General features: G+C 63.1%; 16 protein-coding genes and 1 pseudogene. 6 read left to right on the top strand and 11 right to left on the bottom strand.

Annotation, left to right across the window (positions count from 1 at the left end; genetic code table 11):
- Window positions 1-818, top strand: a pseudogene (locus tag FJ941_RS29075) (hypothetical protein); the annotation flags it as partial.
- A 1,009-nt stretch (window positions 819-1,827) separates the two neighbouring features.
- Here FJ941_RS29075 and FJ941_RS23250 read toward each other — a convergent pair.
- From FJ941_RS23250 to FJ941_RS23230, 5 genes are all read right to left on the bottom strand, one after another.
- Complete coding sequence (locus FJ941_RS23250) at window positions 1,828-2,658, bottom strand: dipeptide ABC transporter ATP-binding protein (RefSeq protein ID WP_140509237.1); 831 nt, start codon at window positions 2,656-2,658, stop codon at window positions 1,828-1,830.
- Complete coding sequence (locus tag FJ941_RS23245) at window positions 2,655-3,512, bottom strand: ABC transporter ATP-binding protein (protein ID WP_140509235.1); 858 nt, start codon at window positions 3,510-3,512, stop codon at window positions 2,655-2,657. Before FJ941_RS23245 ends, FJ941_RS23250 begins: the two co-directional genes overlap by 4 nt.
- A 2-nt stretch (window positions 3,513-3,514) precedes the next feature.
- Window positions 3,515-4,369, bottom strand: a complete 855-nt coding sequence (locus FJ941_RS23240) for an ABC transporter permease subunit (protein ID WP_246672893.1) — start codon at window positions 4,367-4,369, stop codon at window positions 3,515-3,517.
- A gap of 70 nt (window positions 4,370-4,439) precedes the next feature.
- The gene (locus FJ941_RS23235) at window positions 4,440-5,447 is read right to left on the bottom strand and encodes an ABC transporter permease subunit (RefSeq protein ID WP_140509232.1); all 1,008 of its coding nucleotides are present in this window, start codon (window positions 5,445-5,447) and stop codon (window positions 4,440-4,442) included.
- Between the two features lie 50 nt (window positions 5,448-5,497).
- On the bottom strand, window positions 5,498-7,090 hold the full coding sequence (locus FJ941_RS23230) for an ABC transporter substrate-binding protein (RefSeq protein ID WP_140509230.1): 1,593 nt from the start codon (window positions 7,088-7,090) through the stop codon (window positions 5,498-5,500).
- A gap of 469 nt (window positions 7,091-7,559) precedes the next feature.
- On the opposite strand from FJ941_RS23230, the gene FJ941_RS23225 reads away from it, so the two are divergent.
- Together FJ941_RS23225 and FJ941_RS23220 are read left to right on the top strand one after the other, a co-directional pair.
- A complete protein-coding gene (locus FJ941_RS23225; protein ID WP_140509228.1) occupies window positions 7,560-9,548 on the top strand; it encodes a long-chain fatty acid--CoA ligase in 1,989 nt (662 codons plus the stop codon).
- Window positions 9,549-9,640: 92 nt separating this feature from the next.
- Window positions 9,641-10,300 (top strand): 50S ribosomal protein L11 methyltransferase, encoded by a 660-nt coding sequence (locus FJ941_RS23220; protein ID WP_140509227.1) that lies wholly within the window; start codon window positions 9,641-9,643, stop codon window positions 10,298-10,300.
- On the opposite strand, the gene FJ941_RS23215 is transcribed toward FJ941_RS23220, so the two are convergent.
- On the bottom strand, window positions 10,284-11,006 hold the full coding sequence (locus FJ941_RS23215; RefSeq protein ID WP_140509225.1) for an HAD family hydrolase: 723 nt from the start codon (window positions 11,004-11,006) through the stop codon (window positions 10,284-10,286). The genes FJ941_RS23220 and FJ941_RS23215 overlap by 17 nt on opposite strands.
- A gap of 5 nt (window positions 11,007-11,011) precedes the next feature.
- On the bottom strand, window positions 11,012-12,655 hold the full coding sequence (gene pgi / locus FJ941_RS23210; protein ID WP_140509223.1) for a glucose-6-phosphate isomerase: 1,644 nt from the start codon (window positions 12,653-12,655) through the stop codon (window positions 11,012-11,014).
- Window positions 12,656-12,970: 315 nt separating this feature from the next.
- On the opposite strand from pgi, the gene FJ941_RS23205 reads away from it, so the two are divergent.
- Entirely contained in the window at window positions 12,971-14,464 is a 1,494-nt protein-coding gene (locus FJ941_RS23205) for a PLP-dependent aminotransferase family protein (protein WP_015314107.1), read from the top strand.
- A 180-nt stretch (window positions 14,465-14,644) separates the two neighbouring features.
- Window positions 14,645-16,234 carry a trimethylamine methyltransferase family protein gene (locus FJ941_RS23200; protein ID WP_140509221.1) on the top strand — a complete coding sequence of 530 codons (1,590 nt, stop codon included), beginning with the start codon at window positions 14,645-14,647 and terminating at the stop codon, window positions 16,232-16,234.
- Between the two features lie 20 nt (window positions 16,235-16,254).
- On the opposite strand, the gene FJ941_RS23195 is transcribed toward FJ941_RS23200, so the two are convergent.
- From FJ941_RS23195 to FJ941_RS23180, 4 genes are all read right to left on the bottom strand, one after another.
- Window positions 16,255-16,653, bottom strand: coding sequence for a hypothetical protein (locus FJ941_RS23195; protein WP_140509220.1), 399 nt, complete (start codon window positions 16,651-16,653; stop codon window positions 16,255-16,257).
- 66 nt (window positions 16,654-16,719) lie between these two features.
- A complete protein-coding gene (gene chrA / locus FJ941_RS23190; RefSeq protein ID WP_140509218.1) occupies window positions 16,720-18,111 on the bottom strand; it encodes a chromate efflux transporter in 1,392 nt (463 codons plus the stop codon).
- Entirely contained in the window at window positions 18,108-18,926 is an 819-nt protein-coding gene (locus tag FJ941_RS23185; protein ID WP_140509216.1) for a sulfurtransferase/chromate resistance protein, read from the bottom strand. The genes chrA and FJ941_RS23185 overlap by 4 nt, the downstream gene beginning before the upstream one ends.
- A gap of 278 nt (window positions 18,927-19,204) precedes the next feature.
- The gene (locus FJ941_RS23180) at window positions 19,205-21,010 is read right to left on the bottom strand and encodes an IlvD/Edd family dehydratase (protein ID WP_140509214.1); all 1,806 of its coding nucleotides are present in this window, start codon (window positions 21,008-21,010) and stop codon (window positions 19,205-19,207) included.
- A gap of 151 nt (window positions 21,011-21,161) precedes the next feature.
- On the opposite strand from FJ941_RS23180, the gene FJ941_RS23175 reads away from it, so the two are divergent.
- Window positions 21,162-21,611: a carbon monoxide dehydrogenase subunit G gene (locus FJ941_RS23175; RefSeq protein WP_140509213.1), complete on the top strand. Its 450-nt coding sequence runs from the start codon at window positions 21,162-21,164 to the stop codon at window positions 21,609-21,611.
- Window positions 21,612-21,614 lie beyond the last annotated feature (3 nt).

Genomic DNA, 21,614 nt, shown 5'->3' with positions numbered 1-21,614 from the left:
ATGGCACCTATGCCCTGCACGGGGCCGATGCCAACCAGGATATCTTTGTCCTGAACAATGCCGCGCAGCTTCAGACGAGTAGCCTGATCGATGGTGGCACGGGCAGCTACAATGAGGATGGTTTCACCTATTCACTAAAAGACACCGTCGCGTTTAATGGCTCCTTCGACATCACGGTTCCGTTTTCGACGACGATCTCCAACATCGAGGCCTTCTCGATCGGTGGCACGCTCAAGGTCGGCCAAGCGAACCTGGCGGGCATCAGCTCCATCAGTGGCGGTACGCTCACCACCGCGGAGGCCGCGCTCGACCTGTCGGGAATGACTGTCAGCTCCCGGATCGAGAGCAGCAATGCCGGCGGCACCACCTTCACCGTCGCCGACGTTGCCGCGGCGTTCCATGTCTATGGCGGAGAGGGCAACGATACCCTCGTCGCCAGCGGCTTCACGCTCTCCCCTGATCAGAGGGACAGCATTTTTTTGACAAGCTCAGTCGAAGCCATCCGTGACGATAGCGGGCTCTACGGCAACGATCTGCCCAACGTTCTGTACGCAATCGCCAATGACATCATGACCGGCCAGGGAGGTAGCGACACATTCGTATTTTCGGCAGGTTTCGGGAGCGCGGTGATCAAAGACTTCACACCGGGAAGCGATATAATTCGGATCCCCGATGAGCTTTTCGCTTCACCTCAGATCTTGGATCATGCGACGCAGCAAAATGCGGATGTCGTTTTCGAAACACTGACTGGAGATATTCTCAGTCTCTACAACGTGAACCTCGCAAGTCTAGGCTCAAATGACTTCGACTTGGTATGATGGCGAGCGGAGTCCGCTCCCCCGGACGGAAAGGCGCTTGTTCCCCTGGATAACGAATGTCTTTTGCCGCTTGCCCACCAGGGCAGCGCCTAGCGCCGAAGCGCGACTGCCGTGGGCGAGGCGCTTGCGATTGTTGGCCGAAGCATCGCAGGCGCCTCCCCTTGGCCCACAAGGCGATAGAGGTCCTGGCCTATGTCCTATTGGCGGTACCGATTGCCGCTGCGCTGCTCGCCGTCAAGGACGTGGCACAGCTGGACCTTGCGCGAGTTGCCCGCTTGGCCACCTTAAATGGCGGTGTACTGTCCGGGGGTTGACGTTAGCACGATCGGCAACGCCCCTGCAGTTTTTCGGCGAACTTACCCGCTCAGCAAACGATTTGAGTGACTGCACTGTGTTGGCAGATCCCTCCTCCGACTCGCCCCGACAGGCTGGTGCAGCGCGGCTCAATGTCTGGACGCCGCTACAAGCTGGCATGAGGCCGCCTTCCTACGACAGCAACGAAGTGGAAGAATGCGGGTCCGATCATGTGCAGCCGGCGAAATCGGAGTTGCCGTATGTGTCGCGGCAGCTGGCACCGACGTCGCAAAGCTAAACATCGATGCTTGGCTAATCGACAAGATTGCACGCTATAATTTGCCCAAACGGTATCTGTTCTGGACCGAACTGCCAAAGTCCGGTTATGGAAAGGTGTCGAAGAAGACGTCAGGGAATTGCTCGCTAACCAGGTCTAACCGACAGTAGCCAACAACGTTATCTGGTAAGACAATAATTCATGCTTGTTGTGAGCGACTGCCTCTGCCAGCGAGTGTTGGTTTTAAGGTTCGCAGTTCGGGGAAGCAATTGTGGTTCAGGCGGATGCGCCTCCGTCGAGACCTCCGGCTTGTGATGTCTGCTCTCAGGCTTCGACCAGCGTATCTCAACGACCGACGTGAGCGCAAAGCGGTCGTCCATGTCATGGCAAGCCGTCTTTGAGTAAAACTCGGTCGTTCAGAGCAGTTGGGTTTTGACTCTAGGCGGCCTTCTTCTTCGCCAGCCTCGCCTTGATCGACGCGACATCGGCGCGCGGTGTCGCGGCGAACAGCGTCCTGGTGTAGCTGTGCTTTGGGTCTGAAAAGACCTCGTCGCGCGGGCCGTATTCGACCGCCTCGCCGAAATACATCACCATCACGTCGTCGGCGATGTAGCGCACGACGGACAAATCGTGGCTGATGAAGACATAGGTCAGCTGGAATTCATCCTGCAGGTCGGCGAGCAGGTTGAGCACCTGCGCCTGCACCGACAGGTCGAGTGCGGAGACCGGCTCGTCCAGCACCAGCAGGCTCGGGTTCAGCATCAGCGCACGGGCAATGGCGATGCGCTGGCGCTGGCCGCCCGAAAACATGTGCGGATAGCGGTTGTAGTGCTCGTGACCGAGGCCGACCTTCTTCAGCATCTTCATGGCGAGGTCGCGCCGTTCGGCGGCCGGCTTGTCGGTGTTGATCAGCAGCGGCTCGCCCAGCACGTCGCCGATCTTCTGGCGCGGATTGAGCGATCCGTAAGGGTTCTGGAAGACGATCTGCACCTTGCGGCGCATCTCCTTCGTCAATCCGCCCTTGGCGATGTCGACCTTGTTGCCGTCGATGAACAATTCGCCTGACGTCGCGGGATCGATCAAGGTGATGATGCGGGCGAGCGTGGACTTGCCACAGCCGCTTTCGCCGACGATGGCCAGCGTCTTGCCCTTGTCCACCGTGAACGAGACGCCCTTGACCGCATGCACGGTGCGCGGTCCGGTGAACAGGCCGCCGCCGATATGGTAGTCGCGAACGATGTTCTTGCCTTCGAGGACCGTGGTGCTCATGCGGAGGCTCCCGCTGCCGAGGGGGCAGGCTCGAACAGCATGTCGGAAACAGTCGGCAGCCGGTCGCCGACGGCGTTTTCCGGCAACGCCGACAGCAGCGCGCGGGTGTAATTGCTCTTCGGCGATTCAAAAAGCGACAGCACGTCGGCCTCTTCCATCTTGCGGCCCTTGTACTGGACGATGACGCGATCGGCGGTCTCGGCCACCACGCCCATATTGTGAGTGATCATGATCAGGCCCATGCCGTATTTGGCCTGCAGCGAGACGAGCAGATCGAGGATCTGCTTCTGGATGGTGACGTCGAGCGCGGTCGTCGGCTCGTCCGCGATCAAAAGCTTCGGATTGCAGGCAATGGCGATGGCGATCATGACGCGCTGGCACTGGCCGCCCGACATCTGGTGCGGAAACGAGCTAAGCCGTTCTTCCGGATCGGCAATGCCGACCAGCTTCATCAGCTCGATGGCGCGGGCCCGGCGCTGGGCGCGATCCATGCCCATGTGGAAGCGCAGCACTTCCTCGATCTGGAAGCCGACCGTGAAGCACGGGTTGAGGCTGGCGATCGGTTCCTGGAAGATCATCGAGATCTCCTTGCCGACAATCTTGCGGCGTTCGGACGGGCTGAGCTTCAACAGGTCGACGCCGTCGAAGGCCATGCGGTCGGCCTTGACGGTCGCGGTGTTTGGCAACAGCCCCATGACCGCCAGCATCGACACCGACTTGCCGGAGCCGGACTCGCCGACGATGGCCAGCACCTCGCGCGGCTCGACCGAAAGATCGATGCCTTGCACGGCCATGAACGGTCCGGCGGCGGTGTCGAAGGAAACGGTAAGGTTCTTGATCTCAAGCAGGGACATGCTCACGACCTCTTCAGCTTGGGGTCGAGGGCGTCGCGCAGGCCGTCGCCGATCAGGTTAATGGCAAAGACGGTGATCAGGATGGCGAGGCCGGGAAAGGTCACCACCCACCATGCGCGCAGGATGAACTCGCGCGCTTCGGCGAGCATCGTGCCCCATTCGGGTGTCGGCGGCTGCGCGCCCATACCGAGGAAGCCGAGTGCGGCCGCCTCGAGGATGGCGTTGGAGAAGGACAGCGTCGCCTGCACGATCAGCGGGGCGATACAGTTGGGCAGGATGGTGACCAGCATCAGCCTGAGATGGCTGGCGCCGGCGACCTTGGCCGAGACGACATATTCGCGGGTCTTCTCCGCCATTACAGCAGCGCGGGTCAGCCGGGCGAAGTGTGGCTGCAGCACGAAGGCGATGGCGATCATGGCGTTGACGAGGCCAGGGCCGAGCACCGCGACCAGCACCAGTGCCAGCAGCAGCGACGGGAAGGCCAGGATGATGTCCATGATGCGCATGATCAGCGTGTCGACCCAGCCACGGCAGTACCCGGCGAGCAGGCCGAGGATGACGCCGGAGATCAGCGCCGTGGTGACGACGACGAAGCCGATGGCGAGCGAGAAGCGCGAGCCATAGATCAGGCGCGAAAGCATATCGCGGCCGACGGCGTCGGTGCCGAGCAGGAACTGCGCGTTGCCGCCCGTCTGCCAGGCCGGCGGCGTCAGGAAGAAGTCGCGGAACTGATCGTCCGGCGAATGCGGGGCGAGCAGTGGCGCGAAGATGGCGATCAGGATCAGCAGGGCGAAGACGAAGAGACCGATCACCGCGCCCTTGTTGATCGAGAAATAGTGCCAGAATTCGCCGAACATCTGCAGCCGCGCGTCCTGCGGCTTGACGATGGTCGCGGCTTCGATGGCGGCTGGGCCTTCATTGGTCATGTCAATTCGCCCGGATACGCGGGTTGATGACGGCATAGAGCACGTCGACGATAAGGTTCACCGACATGACGATCAGCGCGATCAAAAGCAACCCGCCCTGCACGGTGAAATAGTCGCGCTTGGAAATGGCGTCGATCATCCACTTGCCGATGCCCGGCCACGAAAAGATGCTCTCGGTCAGGATGGCGCCGGTGAGCAGCGTGCCGACCTGCAGGCCGATGGTGGTGACGACCGGGATCAGCGCATTGCGGAAGGCATGCAGACCGATGACACGGCGCGGCGCCAGGCCCTTGGCGCGCGCGGTGCGTACATAATCCTCGCCCAGCACTTCGAGCATGGCCGAGCGCGTCTGCCTGGCGATGACCGCCAGCGGAATGGTGCCGAGCACGATGGTGGGCAGAATGAGGTGCGACACCGCCGAGCGGAAGGCGCCCTTCTGGCCCGAGATGAGGGAATCGATGGTCATGAAGCCGGTCACCGGCTTGAAGAAGTAGAGAAGGTCGATGCGGCCCGAGACCGGTGTCCAGTGCAGCGTACCGGAGAAGATGATGATCAGCAGCAGGCCCCACCAGAAGATCGGCATGGAATAGCCGGCGAGCGCGGTGCCCATGGTCAGCTGGTCGAACCAGGAGCCGCGGCGGATTGCGGCGAAAATGCCGAAGGCGACACCGAAGATGATGGCGAAGATCATGGCGAAGATGGCGAGTTCGACAGTCGCCGGGAACCGCACGAGGAAATCCTTGAGCACCGGCGTCTTGGTGGAAAACGAGGTGCCGAAATCGCCACCGAGGATGTTGGCCAGATAGGTCAGATATTGTTGCCAGATCGGCAGGTCGAAACCGAACTGATGCATCAGCGCCGTGTGGCGTTCGGGCGACAGGCCACGTTCGCCCGCAAGCACCAGCACCGGATCACCGGGCAGGATGCGCACGAAGCCGAAAGCGAGGATGGTTATCCCGATGAAGGTCGGGATGATGAGGGCGAGCTTGCCGAGGATATAACGCAGCATGGCGGGCGAGGTGGGGCGGCGCCCTGTGGCGCCGTCCCGTTTCGCGAACCTTATTCGGCGATATCGACGCCGTCAAAGCGATGGATGCCGAGCGGATCCATCGCAAAGCCGGAGACTGTCTTCTGCATCGGCATGAACACCTTGGAGTGGGCGAGCGTCGCCCACGGTGCCTGCTCCTTGAAGATGACCTGTGCCTGTTCGTAGAGCTTGGTGCGCTCGGCCTGATCGGAAACCGTCTTGGCCTTGTTGATGAGCGCATCGAAGTCCTTGTTGCACCATTCCGCGCGGTTGTTCGAACCGACGGAAGCGCAGCTCAGGAGCACGCCGAGGAAGTTGTCCGGATCGCCATTGTCGCCGGTCCAGCCGACGATGACGGCGCCGTCGTGATCGACCGCCGAAGCGCGCTTGAGGTATTCACCCCAATCATAGCTGACGATGTTGACGGTGACGCCGACCTTGGCGAAGTCGGCCTGGATCAGCTCGGCGGTGCGGCGCGCGTTCGGCATGTACGGACGCGACACGGGCATGGCCCAGACGTTCATCTTGAGGTCCTTGACGCCGGCCTCTTCAAGCATCTTCTTGGCCGCGTCCGGATCGTACGGATCGTCCTTCACGTCCTTGTTGTAGGACCACATGGTCGGCGGGATCGGGTTGATCGCCACCTGGCCGGCGCCCTGGAACACGGCGTCGATAATGGCCTTCTTGTTGATGGCCATGTTGAGCGCCTTGCGGACGCGCACGTCGTCGAACGGCTTCTGCTGGGTGTTGTACATCAGCGCGCCGACGTTGAGGCCTTCCTGCTCCGCGACCGTCAGGTTCGGATCCGCCTGCAAGCCGGCGATGTCGGCCGGCGCCGGGTAGGACATGATGTTGCATTCGCCCGCCTTCAGCTTCTGCGCGCGCACCGCCGGATCGGTGGTGATGGCGAAGACCAGATCGTCGATCTTCTGCTTGCCGCCCCAATAGTCCGGGTTGGCCTTGTAGCGGATGGCGGCGTCGGTCTGGTAGTCGACGAAGATGAACGGGCCGGTGCCGACCGGCTTCTGGTTGAACAATTCAGGCGTCTTGTCGGCCTGCAGCTTGTCGGCATATTCCTTCGAGACGATCGAGGCGAAATCCATGCCTAGCGTCGGAATGAAGGTGATCGCCGGCTCCTTGAGGGTGAACTTCACCGTGAGGTCGTCGACCTTCTCGACCTTGGTGATGTTGTCGCCGAACTGATCATTGTAATACTGATAGGCAATGCCCGGTATGTACTGGAACCAGGGGCCGTTCTTGTCGACCTGGCGCTGGAACGAGAACACCACGTCGTCGGCGTTCAGGTCGCGCGTCGGGGTGAAGTAGTCGGTGGGCGCGAACTTGACGCCCTTGCGCAGCTTGAAAGTATATTCCTTGCCGTCGTCGGAAATCGCCCAGCTGTCAGCAAGGCCGGGCGAGACCGAGGTCTTGCCGTGATCGAATTCGACGAGGCGGTTGAAGACGGTACGCGAGGACGCATCGAACGTCTGTCCCGCAGTGTACGGCGCCGGATCGAAACCTTCCGGCGACGCCTCCGCGCAATAGACCAGAGTTTTCGCGTTGGCCACGCCGCCCAGGACGCTTGCAGCCAGCAACGCGGCTGCAAAAGTCAATTTCTTTTTCATTGAGCACTCCCTGATGTTCTTCCAAGCCCCTCTATCAGGCTCGCGAAGCGCGCATATAAGCACCGTTTTTCCGGCTTTGGAACACCCCGTTTGCTTACCCCGCGGGAAGCAGGAAAAAAATCCGCGATTCTGCTAAATGGCAGAAAAAATTAGCAGTTTTTTCTATTCACGATATTATTAACGACCGCATTTTTTTATTGATCCGACGTCCGGCACCAAGGGTGCCGCGCGCCGTCTTCATCCGGCCATCAATGCGGAAAAAATGCCGGTTCCAAGTACAGCCGGCGGGAACGATTTCCGACGGCAAATCTTTCGGGGTCTTGCCGCAAGGGCAAGACTTGCACCGTCGCCGATAGAGGCAATACATAGGTGCACATGCTGGCGGCAGCGGAGGACGTCTCCATCAATCGGAGGCGGCGCGGCGCGGCCCAACGAGAAACGGGCGACCAGGGTTGTCGAGGAGGAACGGGTGGCAAAAGCATCGAAGGCGCCAGTGAAGGCGTCGGCCAAGGCGGTCTCGAAACCAGCCGGTGGGCAAGGCAAAGCCGCAGCCGCGAAAGCGGCGGCCAAACCCGCCAAGAGCACCCCCACGGCGAAAGCAGCGGCCACCGCCAGCAAGAAGCCGGCGACGAAAGCCGCGCCGGCAAAGGCGTTCGCGACCAAGGCCGAATCGGGCAAGGCCGGAACGACGAAGAGTTCGCCACCAGCGAAGGCTGCACCTCTATCGAAACCGGCGACCCCGGCCAGCCAGCGGCTGCCGAAGGCGCTCACCGAACTCGCCGCCGGCCTGCCGCAAAAGCCATGGCTCAACAGCTATCCCAAGAACATGCCGGCCGAGATCGGCGCCCTTCCCTACAGTTCCATCGGCGACTTCCTCGTTGGCGCCTGCAAGCAGTTCGCCGGTCAGCCGGCTTTCACCTGCATGGGCAAGTCAATCACCTACGCTGAACTCGAACAGCTATCGGCGGCCTTCGGTGCCTATCTGCAGTCCACCGGATTGCAGAAGGGGGCGCGCGTCGCCCTGATGATGCCGAACGTGCTGCAGTATCCCGTGGCGATGATGGCGGTCGCCCGCGCCGGCTTCACGGTGGTGAACGTCAATCCGCTCTACACGCCGCGCGAACTGGAGCATCAGCTCAAGGATTCCGGGGCGCAGGCCATCGTCATCCTCGAAAACTTCGCCAACACCTTGCAGGCGGTCGTCGCCAGGACCTCGGTCAAGCATGTCATAGTCGCCGCCATGGGCGACCTGCTCGGCGGCCTGAAGGGCTCGATCGTCAATCTGGTCGTGCGCCGCGTCAAGAAAATGGTGCCGGCCTGGTCATTGCCCGGCCATGTCAAGTTCAATGCGGCCCTGAAGGCTGGCCGCGGCATGGCCTTCAAGCCGGCCACGGTGGCCGCCAGTGATGTCGCCTTCCTGCAATATACCGGCGGCACCACCGGAATCTCGAAAGGCGCGACCCTCTCGCACAGCAATGTACTGGCCAATGTCGCGCAGAATGCGCTGTGGCTGCAGGACGCCTACACCGTCAAGCCAAAGCCGGGGCATCTCAACCTCGTCTGCGCATTGCCGCTCTACCATATCTTCGCGCTGACGGTGAATGCGCTGATGGGCATGCAAATGGGCGGCCAGAACATACTGATCCCTAATCCGCGCGACATTCCCGGCTTCATCAAGGAAATGGGCAAGTATCCGATCCATATCTTTCCGGGCCTCAACACGCTGTTCAACGCGCTGCTCAACAATGAGGACTTCCGCAAGCTCGACTTCAAGCCGCTGCTCTTGACGCTGGGCGGCGGCATGGCGGTGCAGAAGGGCGTCGCCGAGCGCTGGAAGGCGCTGACCGGGTGCCCGATCAGCGAAGGCTACGGCCTTTCGGAGACCTCGCCGGTGGCGACGGCCAACAAATTCAGTTCCGGCGACTTCACCGGCACCATCGGCCTGCCGCTGCCCTCGACCGAAATCGCCATCCGCGACGACGACGGCAACAACGTGCCGCTCGGCGAGGTCGGCGAGATCTGCATCAGGGGACCGCAGGTGATGGCGGGTTACTGGAACCGGCCGGACGAGACCGCCAAGGTGATGGCCGAGGACGGCTTCTTCAAATCGGGCGACATGGGTTTCATGGACGAACGCGGCTACACCAAGATCGTCGATCGCAAGAAGGACATGATCCTCGTTTCCGGCTTCAACGTCTATCCGACCGAACTCGAGGAGGTCGTGGCGGCCCATCCCGGCGTGCTCGAAGTGGCGGCGATCGGCGTGCCGGACGAGCATTCGGGCGAAGTGCCGAAGCTGTTCATCGTCAAGAAGGATCCGGCCCTGACGGCCGAAGCCATCACCGCCTTTTGCCGTGAGAACCTGACCGGCTACAAGCGTCCCAGATACATCGAGTTCAGGACCGAATTGCCGAAGACGCCGGTCGGCAAGATCCTGCGGCGGGCTTTGCGCGAGTAGTGCGTGACAGTCCTGCCGACGGCGAGGCGCCGGACAACGATTTGCCAGGCCGGCACCTCCGCCTGGACCCGGCAGCGTTCATCAAGGCGAATATGCGCCTTGTCCCGGTACCAGCGCTTCCCGAAATCCAGCTGTACACCGCTCACCCGGGCAGCGGCTTGAGACGCCTCGTCGACCCTGAAGAGGATGGCGATGAGACGCGGGAACCGCAGCCGCCCTACTGGGCCTATGCGTGGGCCGGCGGCGCCGTGCTGGCGCGCTACATCCTCGACCATCCGAAGATCGTGGCCGGCCGCCGCGTGCTCGACCTCGGAGCCGGGTCCGGCCTTGTCGGCATCGCCGCCGCGAAAGCCGGCGCGCGTGAGGTGATGGCCGCCGAGATCGACCGCAACGGCATCGCCGCGCTGGCGCTGAACGCAGCGGCCAATAGCGTCACGATCACGATGATGGGGGACGACATCACCACCGGGGCACCGCCCGCCGTGGACCTGGTGCTCGCCGGCGACGTTTTCTACGGTCAGAGTGTCGCCCTGGGGATGATGCCTTTCCTCGACCGCTGCCTCGCCGCCGGCATCGAGGTGCTGGTCGGCGATCCGGGCCGGGCCTATCTGCCGCGCTCGCGGCTGCGGCTGCTTGCCGAATACAAGGTGCCGGATTTCGGCGAGGCGAAAGACGCCGCGCTGAAGCCGAGCGCTGTCTTTCGCCTCCAGACCGAACAGTACGCCGGCCTGCCGATCAAGCCGTCTCCTTGACCCGCGCCGAAAGGAGATCCGGCAGGTCGGCAACCGAATCCAGGACGAGGTCGGCGATCTCGGCCAGCGATTCGCGGGTGCCGGTGCCGGAAAGCACGCCGACCGCGAGGCCGCAGCCGCCGGCACGCGCCATTTCGAGATCGTGCCTGTTATCGCCGACCATGGCGATCTCCGCCGGCTTCAGCCCGGTAAGATCGCAAAAGGCCTGGATGGTGTCGGGAGCTGGCTTGGGGTTGGCCACCGCGTCATAACCATAGGCGGCGTCGAACAGTTGCGCGACGCCGAGCGTGACCAAGGTCTTCTCCGCCCCGGTGGTCGAATCGTTGGTGGCGACGCCAAGCCGGTAGGATCGCTTGTGCAGCAGAGCCAGCGTGTCGACAATGCCGGGCAGCGCCACCGCCATCGCCGAGCCCTGCACCGAGGTGATCTCGTTGAAGCGGGCGACGGCAAGCATCTGATCCTCGTTGGACAGGCGGGGAAACCACAGTTCGACAACGTCGAGATTGGTGCCGGAGGCAAAGATGGAATCGGGTTTGAAGCGCCGGTTGGCGAAATCGAAGCCGGCGGCCGCGAGCAACCTGTCGGCCTTCCAGCGGTCGCCCTCGGCTGCGTCCATGGCCATGAAATCGGCCACGCCGAGCCAGGTCGCGTTGAAATCGACAAGTGTCCCGTCCTTGTCGAACAATATGCCCTTGATGTCTGCCAAACTTTTCACTCCGAACCACGCAATTGGTGGATGTATCCCACAAGGCCAGCGGTCGACGCGTCGCGCTTGGCGGCACTTTCCGTGCCTTCCACGACAGGCAGGAGGCCGGTGGCAAGTTCCTTGCCGAGCTCGACGCCCCACTGGTCGAAGGAGTTGATGTTGAACAGCGTTCCCTCGACGAAGACGCGGTGTTCGTAGAGCGCGATCAGCCGGCCGAAGGTGCGCGGGTCGAGCTTACGGTAGAGGATGGTCACCGAGGGCCGATTGCCCGAGAAGACACGATGCGGCGCGATACGGTCGACGTCGGCCGGCTTCATGCCCTTGGCCAGCATCTGCGCGCGCGCCTCCTCCAGCGTGCGGCCCTTCATCAAGGCTTCCGACTGCGCCAGGCAGTTGGCGAGCAGCAGGTCATGCTGGTGCTTGAGATCAGGCTCGTGGCCGACGGCGGCGGCGAGGAACTCGACCGGGATCAAATCGGTGCCCTGGTGGAGCAGCTGAAAGAAGGCGTGCTGCCCGTTGGTGCCCGGCTCGCCCCAGACCAGCGGCCCGGTCGGCGTCGTCACCGCAGTGCCCTCAAGGGTGACGCTCTTGCCGTTCGATTCCATGTCGAGCTGCTGCAGATAGGCCGGCAGCCTGGACAAACGCTGGTCGTAGGGGATGACCGCGCGGGCCGGGTAGCCGCAGATCACGCGGTGCCACCAGCCGACAAGCCCCAGGAGCGCCGGCAGGTTCTTCCGGAGCGGCGCGGTGCGGAAATGCTCGTCCATCTCGTGTGCGCCGTCGAGGAAGGCGCGGAAATTACGCCGGCCTATGGCGATCATGACAGGCAGGCCGATCGCGCCCCACAGCGAATAGCGGCCGCCGACCCAGTCCCAGAAGCCGAAGACGCGATCCTGCTCGATGCCGAATCTGGCCACCAGGTCGAGCGCGGTCGAGACGGCAGCGAAATGCTTGCCCACGGCCTCCTTGCCCAAAGCCTTCTCCATCCATTGCCGCGCGGTCTGCGCATTGGTCATCGTCTCGACCGTGGTGAAGGTCTTGGAGGCGATGATGAACAGCGTGGTTTCGGCGGACAATCCCTTCAGCGTGTCGTGGATATGGGCGCCGTCGATGTTGGAGACGTAGTGCGCGCGCGGGCCGTCATGATAGGGGGCGAGCGCCAGCGTCGCCATGGCCGGACCAAGGTCCGAGCCGCCGATGCCGATATTGACGATGTCGGTGATCTTCTTGCCGGTGGCGCCTGTCGCCTTGCCGGAGCGGATGGCATCGGCGAAGGCGCCCATGGCCTCGAGCACGGAAATGACATCGGCCTTGACGTCCTGGCCGTCGACCGTGACACCCTTGCCGCTGAGGTTTCGCAGTGCCGTGTGCAGAACGGCGCGGTCTTCGGTGACGTTGATCTTCTTGCCGGCGAACATGGCGGCGCGGCGGCCTTCGAGATCGGCGGCGGCGGCGAGCTTTTCCAGGAGATCCATGGTCGCCGCGTCGACGGCGCATTTCGACCAGTCGAGCAGGAGATCGCCATCGGTGGTGGAGAATGTCTTGAAGCGCTGCGGATCGGCGGCGAAGACCTGGCGCATGTCGCCAGGTGCGGCGGCGCGATGATCGCGCAGGGCGGCAAGCTGTTTCTGGAAGGCTGACTGATCCACTGGCGGGGGACTCCTGGCGTTTTGGACGCACCATATCAGACCGGATGTTTCCGGCGCGTGTCGTCGCGCCGAAACTATTGAGCCGAATTCCATGCGGTCAATACGCGGCGATGACGCAGCGCATCACGATGCGATGACACAATGTATCAGCAGGTATCGAGCAGCGAGGCGCCAGCGTCCTGTGTTTCGGGCCTGAAGGATCACTGGCATAAATCCCAAAGATCAGAAAAATTGATTGGCGCAACCCCTTGTGCCACGGCTACGTTCGGCTGGTCCAGCCAAGCGAAAAAAGCTGGCCATCGAGGAACATCTTCCATGCCACAGAGAAACGACACGGCGATATGGTCCGGCCTGTTCCGGATTTCGGCTGAATCCGGCCAGACCCTGCAGGCGCAGATCCGCCAAGCCATCGTGGCCGCCATTCTCGACCGCCAGATCGCCGCTTCGATGCCGCTTCCCTCCTGCCGGATCCTGGCCGAAAAACTCGGCGTGGCGCGCGGAACGGTGGTGCTGGCCTTCCAGCAGCTCGTCGACCAGGGTTTCCTGGTGGCGCGCGAGCGGCGCGGCCATTTCGTCAATCCGGACGTGCTGGCGACACCGGCCAAGCCGCACCAGAAGGCGCCCGACCAAGCCAATGAGATCGACTGGAAGGCACGCCGGCAGATCGCCGCCAGCGACATGCCGCCGCCGGCCAAGCACGAGAACTGGATCAAGTCGTCCTATCCCTTCGTCTACGGCCAGTTCGACCCGGCGCTGTTCCCGACCGCCGAGTGGCGCGAGTGCAACCGCATGGCGCTGGCCGTGCTGGAGATCCGCAACTGGGCGTCCGACATGGTTGACCGCGACGATCCGCTGCTGATCGAGCAGATCCAGGCCCGGCTGCTGCCCAGGCGCGGCATCTTCGCCAATCCCGACGAGATCATCGTCACGCTGGGCGCCCAGAATGCGCTCTACATGCTCGCTTCGCTCTTGATGACCAAGGGCTCGAAAGTGGCGATGGAAGATCCGGGCTACCCCGACGCGCGCTCGATCTTCCGGCTCGCCGGCGCCGACATCGAGCCGGTGCCGGTCGACCAGTCCGGCATCGTAACCTCTTCTATTCCCAATGATTCCGGCTTCGTCTTCGTCACGCCGAGCCATCATTGCCCGACCATGGTGCCGTTGTCGGCGGAGCGGAGGCAGGATCTTCTGGCGCGCGCCAACCGGCACAACCAGATCATCATCGAGGACGGCTATGACAGCCAACTTCTCGACGAGGCGCCTCAGCAGGCGCTGAAGAGCCTCGACCGCTCCGGCCGTGTCGTTTATGTCGGCTCGATGTCGAAGACGCTGGCCCCCGGTCTGCGGCTTGGCTACATCGTGGCCTCGGCTGGACTAATCGCCGAACTCAGGGCACTGCGGCGCTTCATGCTGCGCCATCCGCCGGCGAACAACCAGCGCGCCGTGGCGCTGTTCCTGTCGCTCGGCCATCACGAAGCACTGGTGCGGCGGCTGTCGAGCGCCTTCGACGAGCGGCGCAAGCGTCTGGTCCATGCGATTTCCGCCTTCTTGCCGGAGTGGCGCTCGACGGATTCGGCCGGCGGCACGTCGCTTTGGCTGGAGGGGCCACGCGGCACCGATTCGCGCGGTTTGGCCGAGGCCGCGGCCTCGCGCAGCGTCATTATCGAGCCGGGCGACCGGTTCTTCGACCGCACCGAAAAGCCTTCGCGTTTCATGCGGTTGGGCATTTCCTCGATCGCGCTGCAGCACATCGAGCCCGGAATCCGGGAACTGGCCACCGCTGCTGGCCGCAGGCCCGCAGCCGCCTGATTCCACTGACCGGAGCCGCGCAATAGCGGCTTCGGCTCCTTTAGCTCTGGCATATGCAACCGGACCAGCTGGCTCATAGGCTGTGCCAATGCCGGCGGCATAGTCGTGGCACAAAGGGGAAGAAGCAGCCGATGGTGGACCAACCGCCGCGCTGTTTCTCGTGAAAGGTGGAGTGCTTCGATGTCTGTGGTTCTTGAAAAACAGGAAGCGGCAGCGGATCAACGCTCGCGCCGCTCCGGCGGACGCGAAGCGCGCCGCGCGATGCGGGCAGCGCCATTGGCCGACGACATCAAGCCGGTGCGCGCCGGGCTTGAGGGTGGCAGCTACGGACCACTCAAGGGCAATGATCGCGAGCGCATTCACGAAGCGGTGCTGACGCTTCTGGAGACAGTCGGCTTCGCCAACGCCATTCCCTCCTGCATCGAGGCGCTGACCCAGGCCGGCGCCACCTATGGCGACGATGGCCGCATCCGGTTCCCGCGCGCGCTGGTGCTCGAGACGGTCAAGAAGGCGGCACGGAATTTCACCTTGCACGGCCAGGATCCCAAACACGACATGGTGATCCAGGGCAAGCGCGTGCATTACGGAACGGCCGGCGCCGCGGTTCATCTGGTCGATGTCGAGAAGCGCGAATATCGCGAGTCGCTGCTGCAGGACATCTATGACGCCGCCCGCATCGTCGAAGGGCTCGACAACATCCATTTCTTCCAGCGGCCGATGGTGCCGCGCGACATTCCCGATCCGCTCGAAATGGACTTCAACACGCTCTACGCCTGCGTGATGGGCACGTCCAAGCATGTCGGCACCTCGTTTACGGTGCGCGAGAACGTGCAGCCGGCGCTCGAAATGCTCTATGCCATTGCCGGCGGCGAGGAGAATTTCCGCGCCCGGCCGTTCGTGTCGAACTCGAACTGCTTCGTCGTGCCGCCGATGAAATTCGCCGAGGATGCCTGCGGCGTGCTCGAGGCCTGCGTCGAGGGCGGCATTCCGATCCTTCTGCTGTCGGCGGGACAGGCCGGAGCCACGGCACCGGCGGCGATTGCCGGCGCCGTGGTACAAGCGGTCGCCGAAGTGCTGGCCGGCCTGGTCTATGTCAACGCCATCAAGCCAGGACATCCGGCGATCTTCGGCACATGGCCCTTCGTATCGGACCTGCGCACAGGCGCCATGTCGGGCGGCTCCGCCGAGCAGGCCGTGCTGACCGCGGCCTGCGCTCAGATGGCGCAATTCTACGATTTGCCGGGCGGTTCAGCCGCCGGCATGACGGATTCGAAACTGCCCGACATCCAATCCGGCTATGAAAAGGGCATCACCGACGTGATGGCGGGCCTTGCCGGGCTTAACCTGGTCTACGAATCGGCCGGCATGCATGCCTCGCTGCTCGGCTTCTGCCTTGAAAGCCTGATCATCGACAACGACATGCTCGGCCATTGCCTGCGCTGCGTGCGCGGCATCGAGGTGACCGACGAAGCGCTGTCGATCGACACCATCGCCGATGTCTGCCTGAAAGGCCCGGGGCACTATCTCGGCAACGAACAGACGCTGCGACTGATGCAGACCGAGTATTTCTATCCTGCCGTCGGCGATCGCTTTTCGCCGAAGGAGTGGAACGAGAAGGGTCGGCCCGACATCCTGCAGCGCGCGATCATCGAGAAGAAGCGCGTCCTTGCCGAACGCTTTCCGCGCCATGTGCCGAAGCTGCTCGACGACAAATTACGTGCCCGCTTCGGCGACATGATCAAGCTGCCGCGCGGCGGCATGGGCGGTTAAGCCCGCTGCCGTCAAACAATCTAGTCGGCAGCCAGCCCGTAGCGTTCGACGACTTCGGCGTTGATCAGCTTGGCGTGCAGTGCCATCAGCACGATCCGCGCATCGAAGCTGTCGCCAGTTTCGAGAGCCGCCTCGATCCGGCGCTCCGCGTCGAGCCGCTGTTGCGGACCTTGCGCACGCTCGAAGGTTTCCGGTCCGGCGATGCAATAGCTGAACAGGTTCGCCACCTGCGGATAGGCCTGTGGTGGCGGCTCCTCGGGCCAGTGGTCCTTCATCAGATTGACGATGGTGAGTTTCACCCCTTCGGGGACGAGGGCGGGATGCAGGTCGGCACCACGCAAGGCGGCATCGAGCTGCCGCAAATCACCCGAGCGGCCGAACATGCCGAGAAAGCCGAGGGAGGAGCGTCGTCCCGCCATTGATGGTCCAATCCGTTTTCCACCAGTTAGGTGGTTCGGAAGCGGAATACAAAGGAAGCGGAATATCTAGTTGCCCGCCGCCAACAGCAACACGCCGGCAAGAGCACACCCCGCAAGCGTCGCCAGCACACCGGTTTTCAACTTCAGGATGGCGACCATGGCGGCCAGGGAAAGCAGCGCGGCTCGCCAGTCGATCGACGAAAGCACCGGCACATTCATGCCAAGGCCCGTCATCTGCACCTCGCGGAAGACGACGTGCAAGGCAAACCACAGAGCAAGGTTCATGATGACGCCGACAACAGCGGCGGTGATCGCGCCCAGTGCGGCCGACAACACCTTGTTGCCGCGCAGAGCCTCGATATAGGGCGCGCCGAGGAATATCCAGAAGAAGCAGGGCGTGAACGTAACCCACAAGGTCAGCAGCGCTCCAAGCGATCCGCCGAGCAACGGGTTCAGCGAGCCGGCGTGGCGAAACGCGGCGATGAAGCCGACAAACTGCAAAACCAGAATGAGCGGCCCCGGCGTGGTTTCGGCAAGCCCGAGGCCATCGACCATCTCGCCGGGCGCGAGCCAGCCGAACGATTCGACGGCGGCCTGTGCGACATAGGCAAGAACCGCGTAGGCGCCGCCGAAGGTGACGACCGCCATGAGGCTGAAGAACCCGCCGATCTGCGTCCACACGCTGCTTGTACCGGTGAGCGCCCAGAGCAACAGAACCGGCCCGAGCCAGATCGGCAGCCAGATCGCGACGGTGCGCGGCGCATGCCATCGTGTCGGCCGGGTGTGAGCCAGTTCGCCGCGTTCGAACATCAGGTCGACCGCGCCCCTGATATCGGGAGTGTCGTTCTTGCCGTGCGCCGCACCGGAAAACAGGGCCGGCGCGACGCGGTTTCCAAGCCATCCCACCAGACCTGCAATCAGCACGATGAGCGGGAACGGGATGCTGAGCACATAGATGCCAAGAAATGCGCAAACCGCGATCGCCACCATCACCCGGTTCTTCAAGGCGCGGCGGCCGATGCGGATCACCGCCTCCACGACAACGGCGAGCACTGCCGCCTTGACACCGAAGAACAGCGCCGCGACCAGCGGCACATCGCCATAGAGCGCATAGAAGATGCTCAAGGCGAGCATGACGAGTGCGCCGGGCACCACGAACAGGACACCGGCGACAAGGCCGCCGATCGTCCTGTGCAGCAGCCAACCGATATAGATGGCGAGCTGCTGGGCCTCGGGACCGGGCAGCAGCATGCAGTAGTTCAAGGCATGCAGGAAACGCTGTTCGCCGATCCACCGCCTCTCCTCGACCAGCTCCTTGTGCATGAGCGCGATCTGCCCCGCTGGCCCGCCGAAGCTCAGCAATCCGATCTTTGCCCAGAGTTTCGTGGCTTCGCGGAAGCCCGGGACCGCCGGCGCCACGACGATGTCGGGCTCTTTCCCCGATATGAGGCTGCTCATGACGGCTTCACCCCACCCGGCCAGTTGTGCGTCTCGTCGGTGGCGTCGCGGCACCAGCGGAAGAACGCGTCATAGAGCATCATGCCGGCGTCCAGCTGCTCCAGATCGTCGCGGAACATGCGTGACAGACCAAGCGAGGCGGCGAGAAATCCGGCGGCCTGGGGAGCCAGGTCAAGGCGGGCGGTGTCGGCCGCGCGCACGATCGTGGCAAGGCGATCGAGCGCCTGGGATTCCAGCCCGAACTCCTCGATCATCGCGTCGAACGTGCAGCGTTCGCCACGATGGCTCCAGAATACATTGTCGATGTCGAAGGGCACGGCCTGAAAGCGGTCGGCGACAGCAGGCACTTCGGCCGCCTCGACAAAGAGAAAGACCGCATGCGGATCGATGAAACGCCGGATCAGCCAGGGGCAGGCGATGCGGTCGATCTTGGGGCGAGCCCTCGTCACCCAGACGGTGCGGCCTTTTTCATCGCGGGACGGTATCTTGTCGGAGCGGACCAGAAGGCCGCCGGCATCGCGCCAGGCCTCGAAACCGCCTTCGAGGGATTCGGCGGCAACGCCCTGGTGCCGCAGCCAGGCGGCCACGCCCTGCGAGAGCTTTTGCCCCTTCTGGCAGACGACGGCCACTTGGCTGCCGGCAAGGTCGGCTGCCCAGGCCGAGACGGTTTTGAAGTTGCGCCGGTGCGAGGCCGGCAGCAGGCGCGGATCGGCGTCGTAATCGTCATCGATGCGGACATCGACGACCACAGGTGCGCCGGGCAGACCAATCAGACGGGATAGTTGCTGTACGGTGATAGCGGTTGTTGACGGCATGGCGTCCACCTCCTGAACAGAGAAGCCTGGACGCGAACATTGGGCTGACGCCTCACGGGGTCGTCGCGATGCACCCCTTGGCATGATCGTGGAATTGTTGGGCAGGCTTGTCAAGGACCGAGCGTTCCCGGCCTATGGCGGGGGACCGGCGGCCTGATCGATCAAGCCGCCGGTGTTCGCCCATTCATCATCTGTGACCAGCCAGGAATAATCGATGACTATTCCGAAGAATAATCGATGATTATTGCGGGAATAATCGATGATTATTCCGGGAATAATCAGTGATTGTCGCGAGGCACACCCATGGTGTGCGCGACATCCTGGTATTTCACCGCCGGCTTCAGCACCATGCCGGCCGAGAACTGGTCGACCATACCGCGCTGGATCTCCTGCCATGGCGTCTGGTGCTGGGGATAATGATAGCCGCCATCTTTCTGCAGCTCGGCGCGCCGCCGCGTGATCTCGTCGTCGCTGACGAGGATGTTCGCGGTGCCTTTCCGCAGGTCGATGCGGACGCGGTCGCCGGTCTTGAGCAACGCCAAACCGCCACCGACCGCGGCTTCCGGCGAGGCATTCAGGATCGACGGCGAGCCCGACGTGCCGGACTGGCGGCCGTCGCCGATGCAGGCGAGCGCGTGGATACCCTTCTTGATAAGGTAAGCCGGCGGCTGCATGTTGACGACCTCGGCGCCGCCGGGATAGCCGACGGGACCGGCGCCGCGCATGAACAGGATGGTGTGCTCGTCGATGCCTTGCGCCGGGTCGTCGATGCGGGCGTGGTAATCCTCCGGGCCATCGAAGACCATGGCGTTGCCCTCGAAGGCTTCCGGATCATTCGGGTTCGACAGATAGCGCTCGCGGAATTCCGGCGAGATGCCGCTCATCTTCATGATCGCCGAATCGAACAGATTGCCCTTGAAGTTGATAAAGCCGGCATTGGCCTTCAGCGGCTCGGCCACGGTGCGGATGACGTCGGTGTTCTCGTTGGCGACGCCCTCACAGTTGGCGCCGATCGACTTGCCGTTGACGGTCAGGGCATCGGGATGCGGCAGCATTCCGGCCTTCATCAGTTCGGCCACGACCGCCGGCACGCCACCGGCGTGGTGATAATCTTCGCCGAGATATTCGCCCGACGGCTGCAGGTTGACGATGAGCGGCACGTTGAGGCCGACGTTCTGCCAGTCGTCATTGTCGAGCGGTACGCCGAGATGGCGGGCGATCGCGTTGAGATGGATCGGCGCGTTGGTGGAGCCGCCGATCGCCGAATTGACGACGATGGCGTTTTCGAAGGCCGCGCGGGTCATGATGTCGGACGGTTTCAGATCCTCGTGCACCATGTCGACGATGCGCTTTCCCGTCTCATAGGCGATCTGGCCGCGCTCGCGGTACGGCGCCGGGATGGCGGCCGAACCGGGCAGCTGCATGCCGAGCGCCTCGGCCAGCGAATTCATCGTGGTGGCGGTGCCCATCGTGTTGCAGTAGCCCGTGGACGGCGCCGAGGAGGCGACAATGTCCATGAACTCGTCATAGTCGATCTCGCCGGCCGACAGGCGCTGGCGCGATTCCCAGACGATGGTGCCCGAGCCCGTGCGCTTGCCCTTATGCCAGCCATTGAGCATCGGGCCGACCGACAGCGCGATGGCCGGGATGTTGACGGTCGCCGCCGCCATCAGCAAGGCAGGCGTGGTCTTGTCGCAGCCGATGGTCAGCACGACGCCGTCGAGCGGATAGCCGTAGAGCACTTCGACAAGGCTGAGATAGGCAAGGTTGCGGTCAAGGGCCGCGGTCGGCCGCTTGCCGGTCTCCTGGATCGGGTGACAGGGGAATTCGAAAGGAATGCCGCCCATCGAGACGATGCCTTCGCGCACGCGCTTGGCGAGCTCGATGTGGTGCCGGTTGCAAGGCGAGAGATCAGAGCCGGTCTGGGCGATGCCGATCAGCGGTTTGCCCGACATCAGCTCGGCGCGCGTCAGCCCGTAATTCAGGTAGCGCTCGAGATAGAGCGCCGTCATACCCGGATTGTCGGGATTGTCGAACCACTCCTGCGAGCGGAACTTTTTCTTTTTCGTGGGGGCGCCGGCCATCATGGTCTCCGTATTTGTATGACAAATCGATATGACAACGCGCGGATGCAGGCAAGGGGCACGCGTGATCTGAATCCGGACTTTGGTGCGATAGACAGCTATCGAACCGCGCGCTACGACCAATCCGACATTGGCGATGGGGGAGGTTTAGATGGCTTTGGTGATCGAGGGCGAGGAACGTATCGCCGCACCCGTGCAGAAAGTGTGGGAAGCGCTGAATGACCCAATCGTCCTGAAGGACGCCATTCCGGGCTGTCAGAGCCTGGAAATGAAATCGGCGACCGAGATGGCGGCAACGGTGGTGCTGAAAATCGGTCCGATCAAGGCGACCTTCAACGGCGAAGTGACGCTCAGGAATCTCAAGCCGCCGCATGCCTATACCATCCAGGGCGAAGGCAAGGGTGGCATTGCCGGCTTCGCCAAGGGCGGTGCCGACGTCACCCTCACCGCCGACGGGCCGGACGCGACGGTCCTCAAATATGCGGCCAAGGCAGAAGTCGGCGGCAAGATCGCGCAGCTCGGCAGCCGGCTGATCGAATCGACCTCGAAGAAACTGGCCGGACAGTTCTTTTCGGCATTCGGCGAAAAAGTGGGCGGCTGATTC

It is taken from the genome of Mesorhizobium sp. B2-3-13, from assembly GCF_006442195.1.
Taxonomy (GTDB): domain Bacteria; phylum Pseudomonadota; class Alphaproteobacteria; order Rhizobiales; family Rhizobiaceae; genus Mesorhizobium; species Mesorhizobium salmacidum.
This window is presented reverse-complemented; position numbering and strand designations above follow the sequence as displayed.

Coding starts and splice junctions, on each gene's coding strand:
- FJ941_RS23250 (WP_140509237.1), bottom strand. CDS start 2,658: ATGAGCACCACGGTCCTCGAAGGCAAGAACATCGTTCGCGACTACCAT.
- FJ941_RS23245 (WP_140509235.1), bottom strand. CDS start 3,512: ATGTCCCTGCTTGAGATCAAGAACCTTACCGTTTCCTTCGACACCGCC.
- FJ941_RS23240 (WP_246672893.1), bottom strand. CDS start 4,369: ATGTTCGGCGAATTCTGGCACTATTTCTCGATCAACAAGGGCGCGGTG.
- FJ941_RS23235 (WP_140509232.1), bottom strand. CDS start 5,447: ATGCTGCGTTATATCCTCGGCAAGCTCGCCCTCATCATCCCGACCTTC.
- FJ941_RS23230 (WP_140509230.1), bottom strand. CDS start 7,090: ATGAAAAAGAAATTGACTTTTGCAGCCGCGTTGCTGGCTGCAAGCGTC.
- FJ941_RS23220 (WP_140509227.1), top strand. CDS start 9,641: ATGCGCCTTGTCCCGGTACCAGCGCTTCCCGAAATCCAGCTGTACACC.
- FJ941_RS23205 (WP_015314107.1), top strand. CDS start 12,971: ATGCCACAGAGAAACGACACGGCGATATGGTCCGGCCTGTTCCGGATT.
- FJ941_RS23200 (WP_140509221.1), top strand. CDS start 14,645: ATGTCTGTGGTTCTTGAAAAACAGGAAGCGGCAGCGGATCAACGCTCG.
- FJ941_RS23195 (WP_140509220.1), bottom strand. CDS start 16,653: ATGGCGGGACGACGCTCCTCCCTCGGCTTTCTCGGCATGTTCGGCCGC.
- chrA (WP_140509218.1), bottom strand. CDS start 18,111: ATGAGCAGCCTCATATCGGGGAAAGAGCCCGACATCGTCGTGGCGCCG.
- FJ941_RS23185 (WP_140509216.1), bottom strand. CDS start 18,926: ATGCCGTCAACAACCGCTATCACCGTACAGCAACTATCCCGTCTGATT.
- FJ941_RS23180 (WP_140509214.1), bottom strand. CDS start 21,010: ATGGCCGGCGCCCCCACGAAAAAGAAAAAGTTCCGCTCGCAGGAGTGG.
- FJ941_RS23175 (WP_140509213.1), top strand. CDS start 21,162: ATGGCTTTGGTGATCGAGGGCGAGGAACGTATCGCCGCACCCGTGCAG.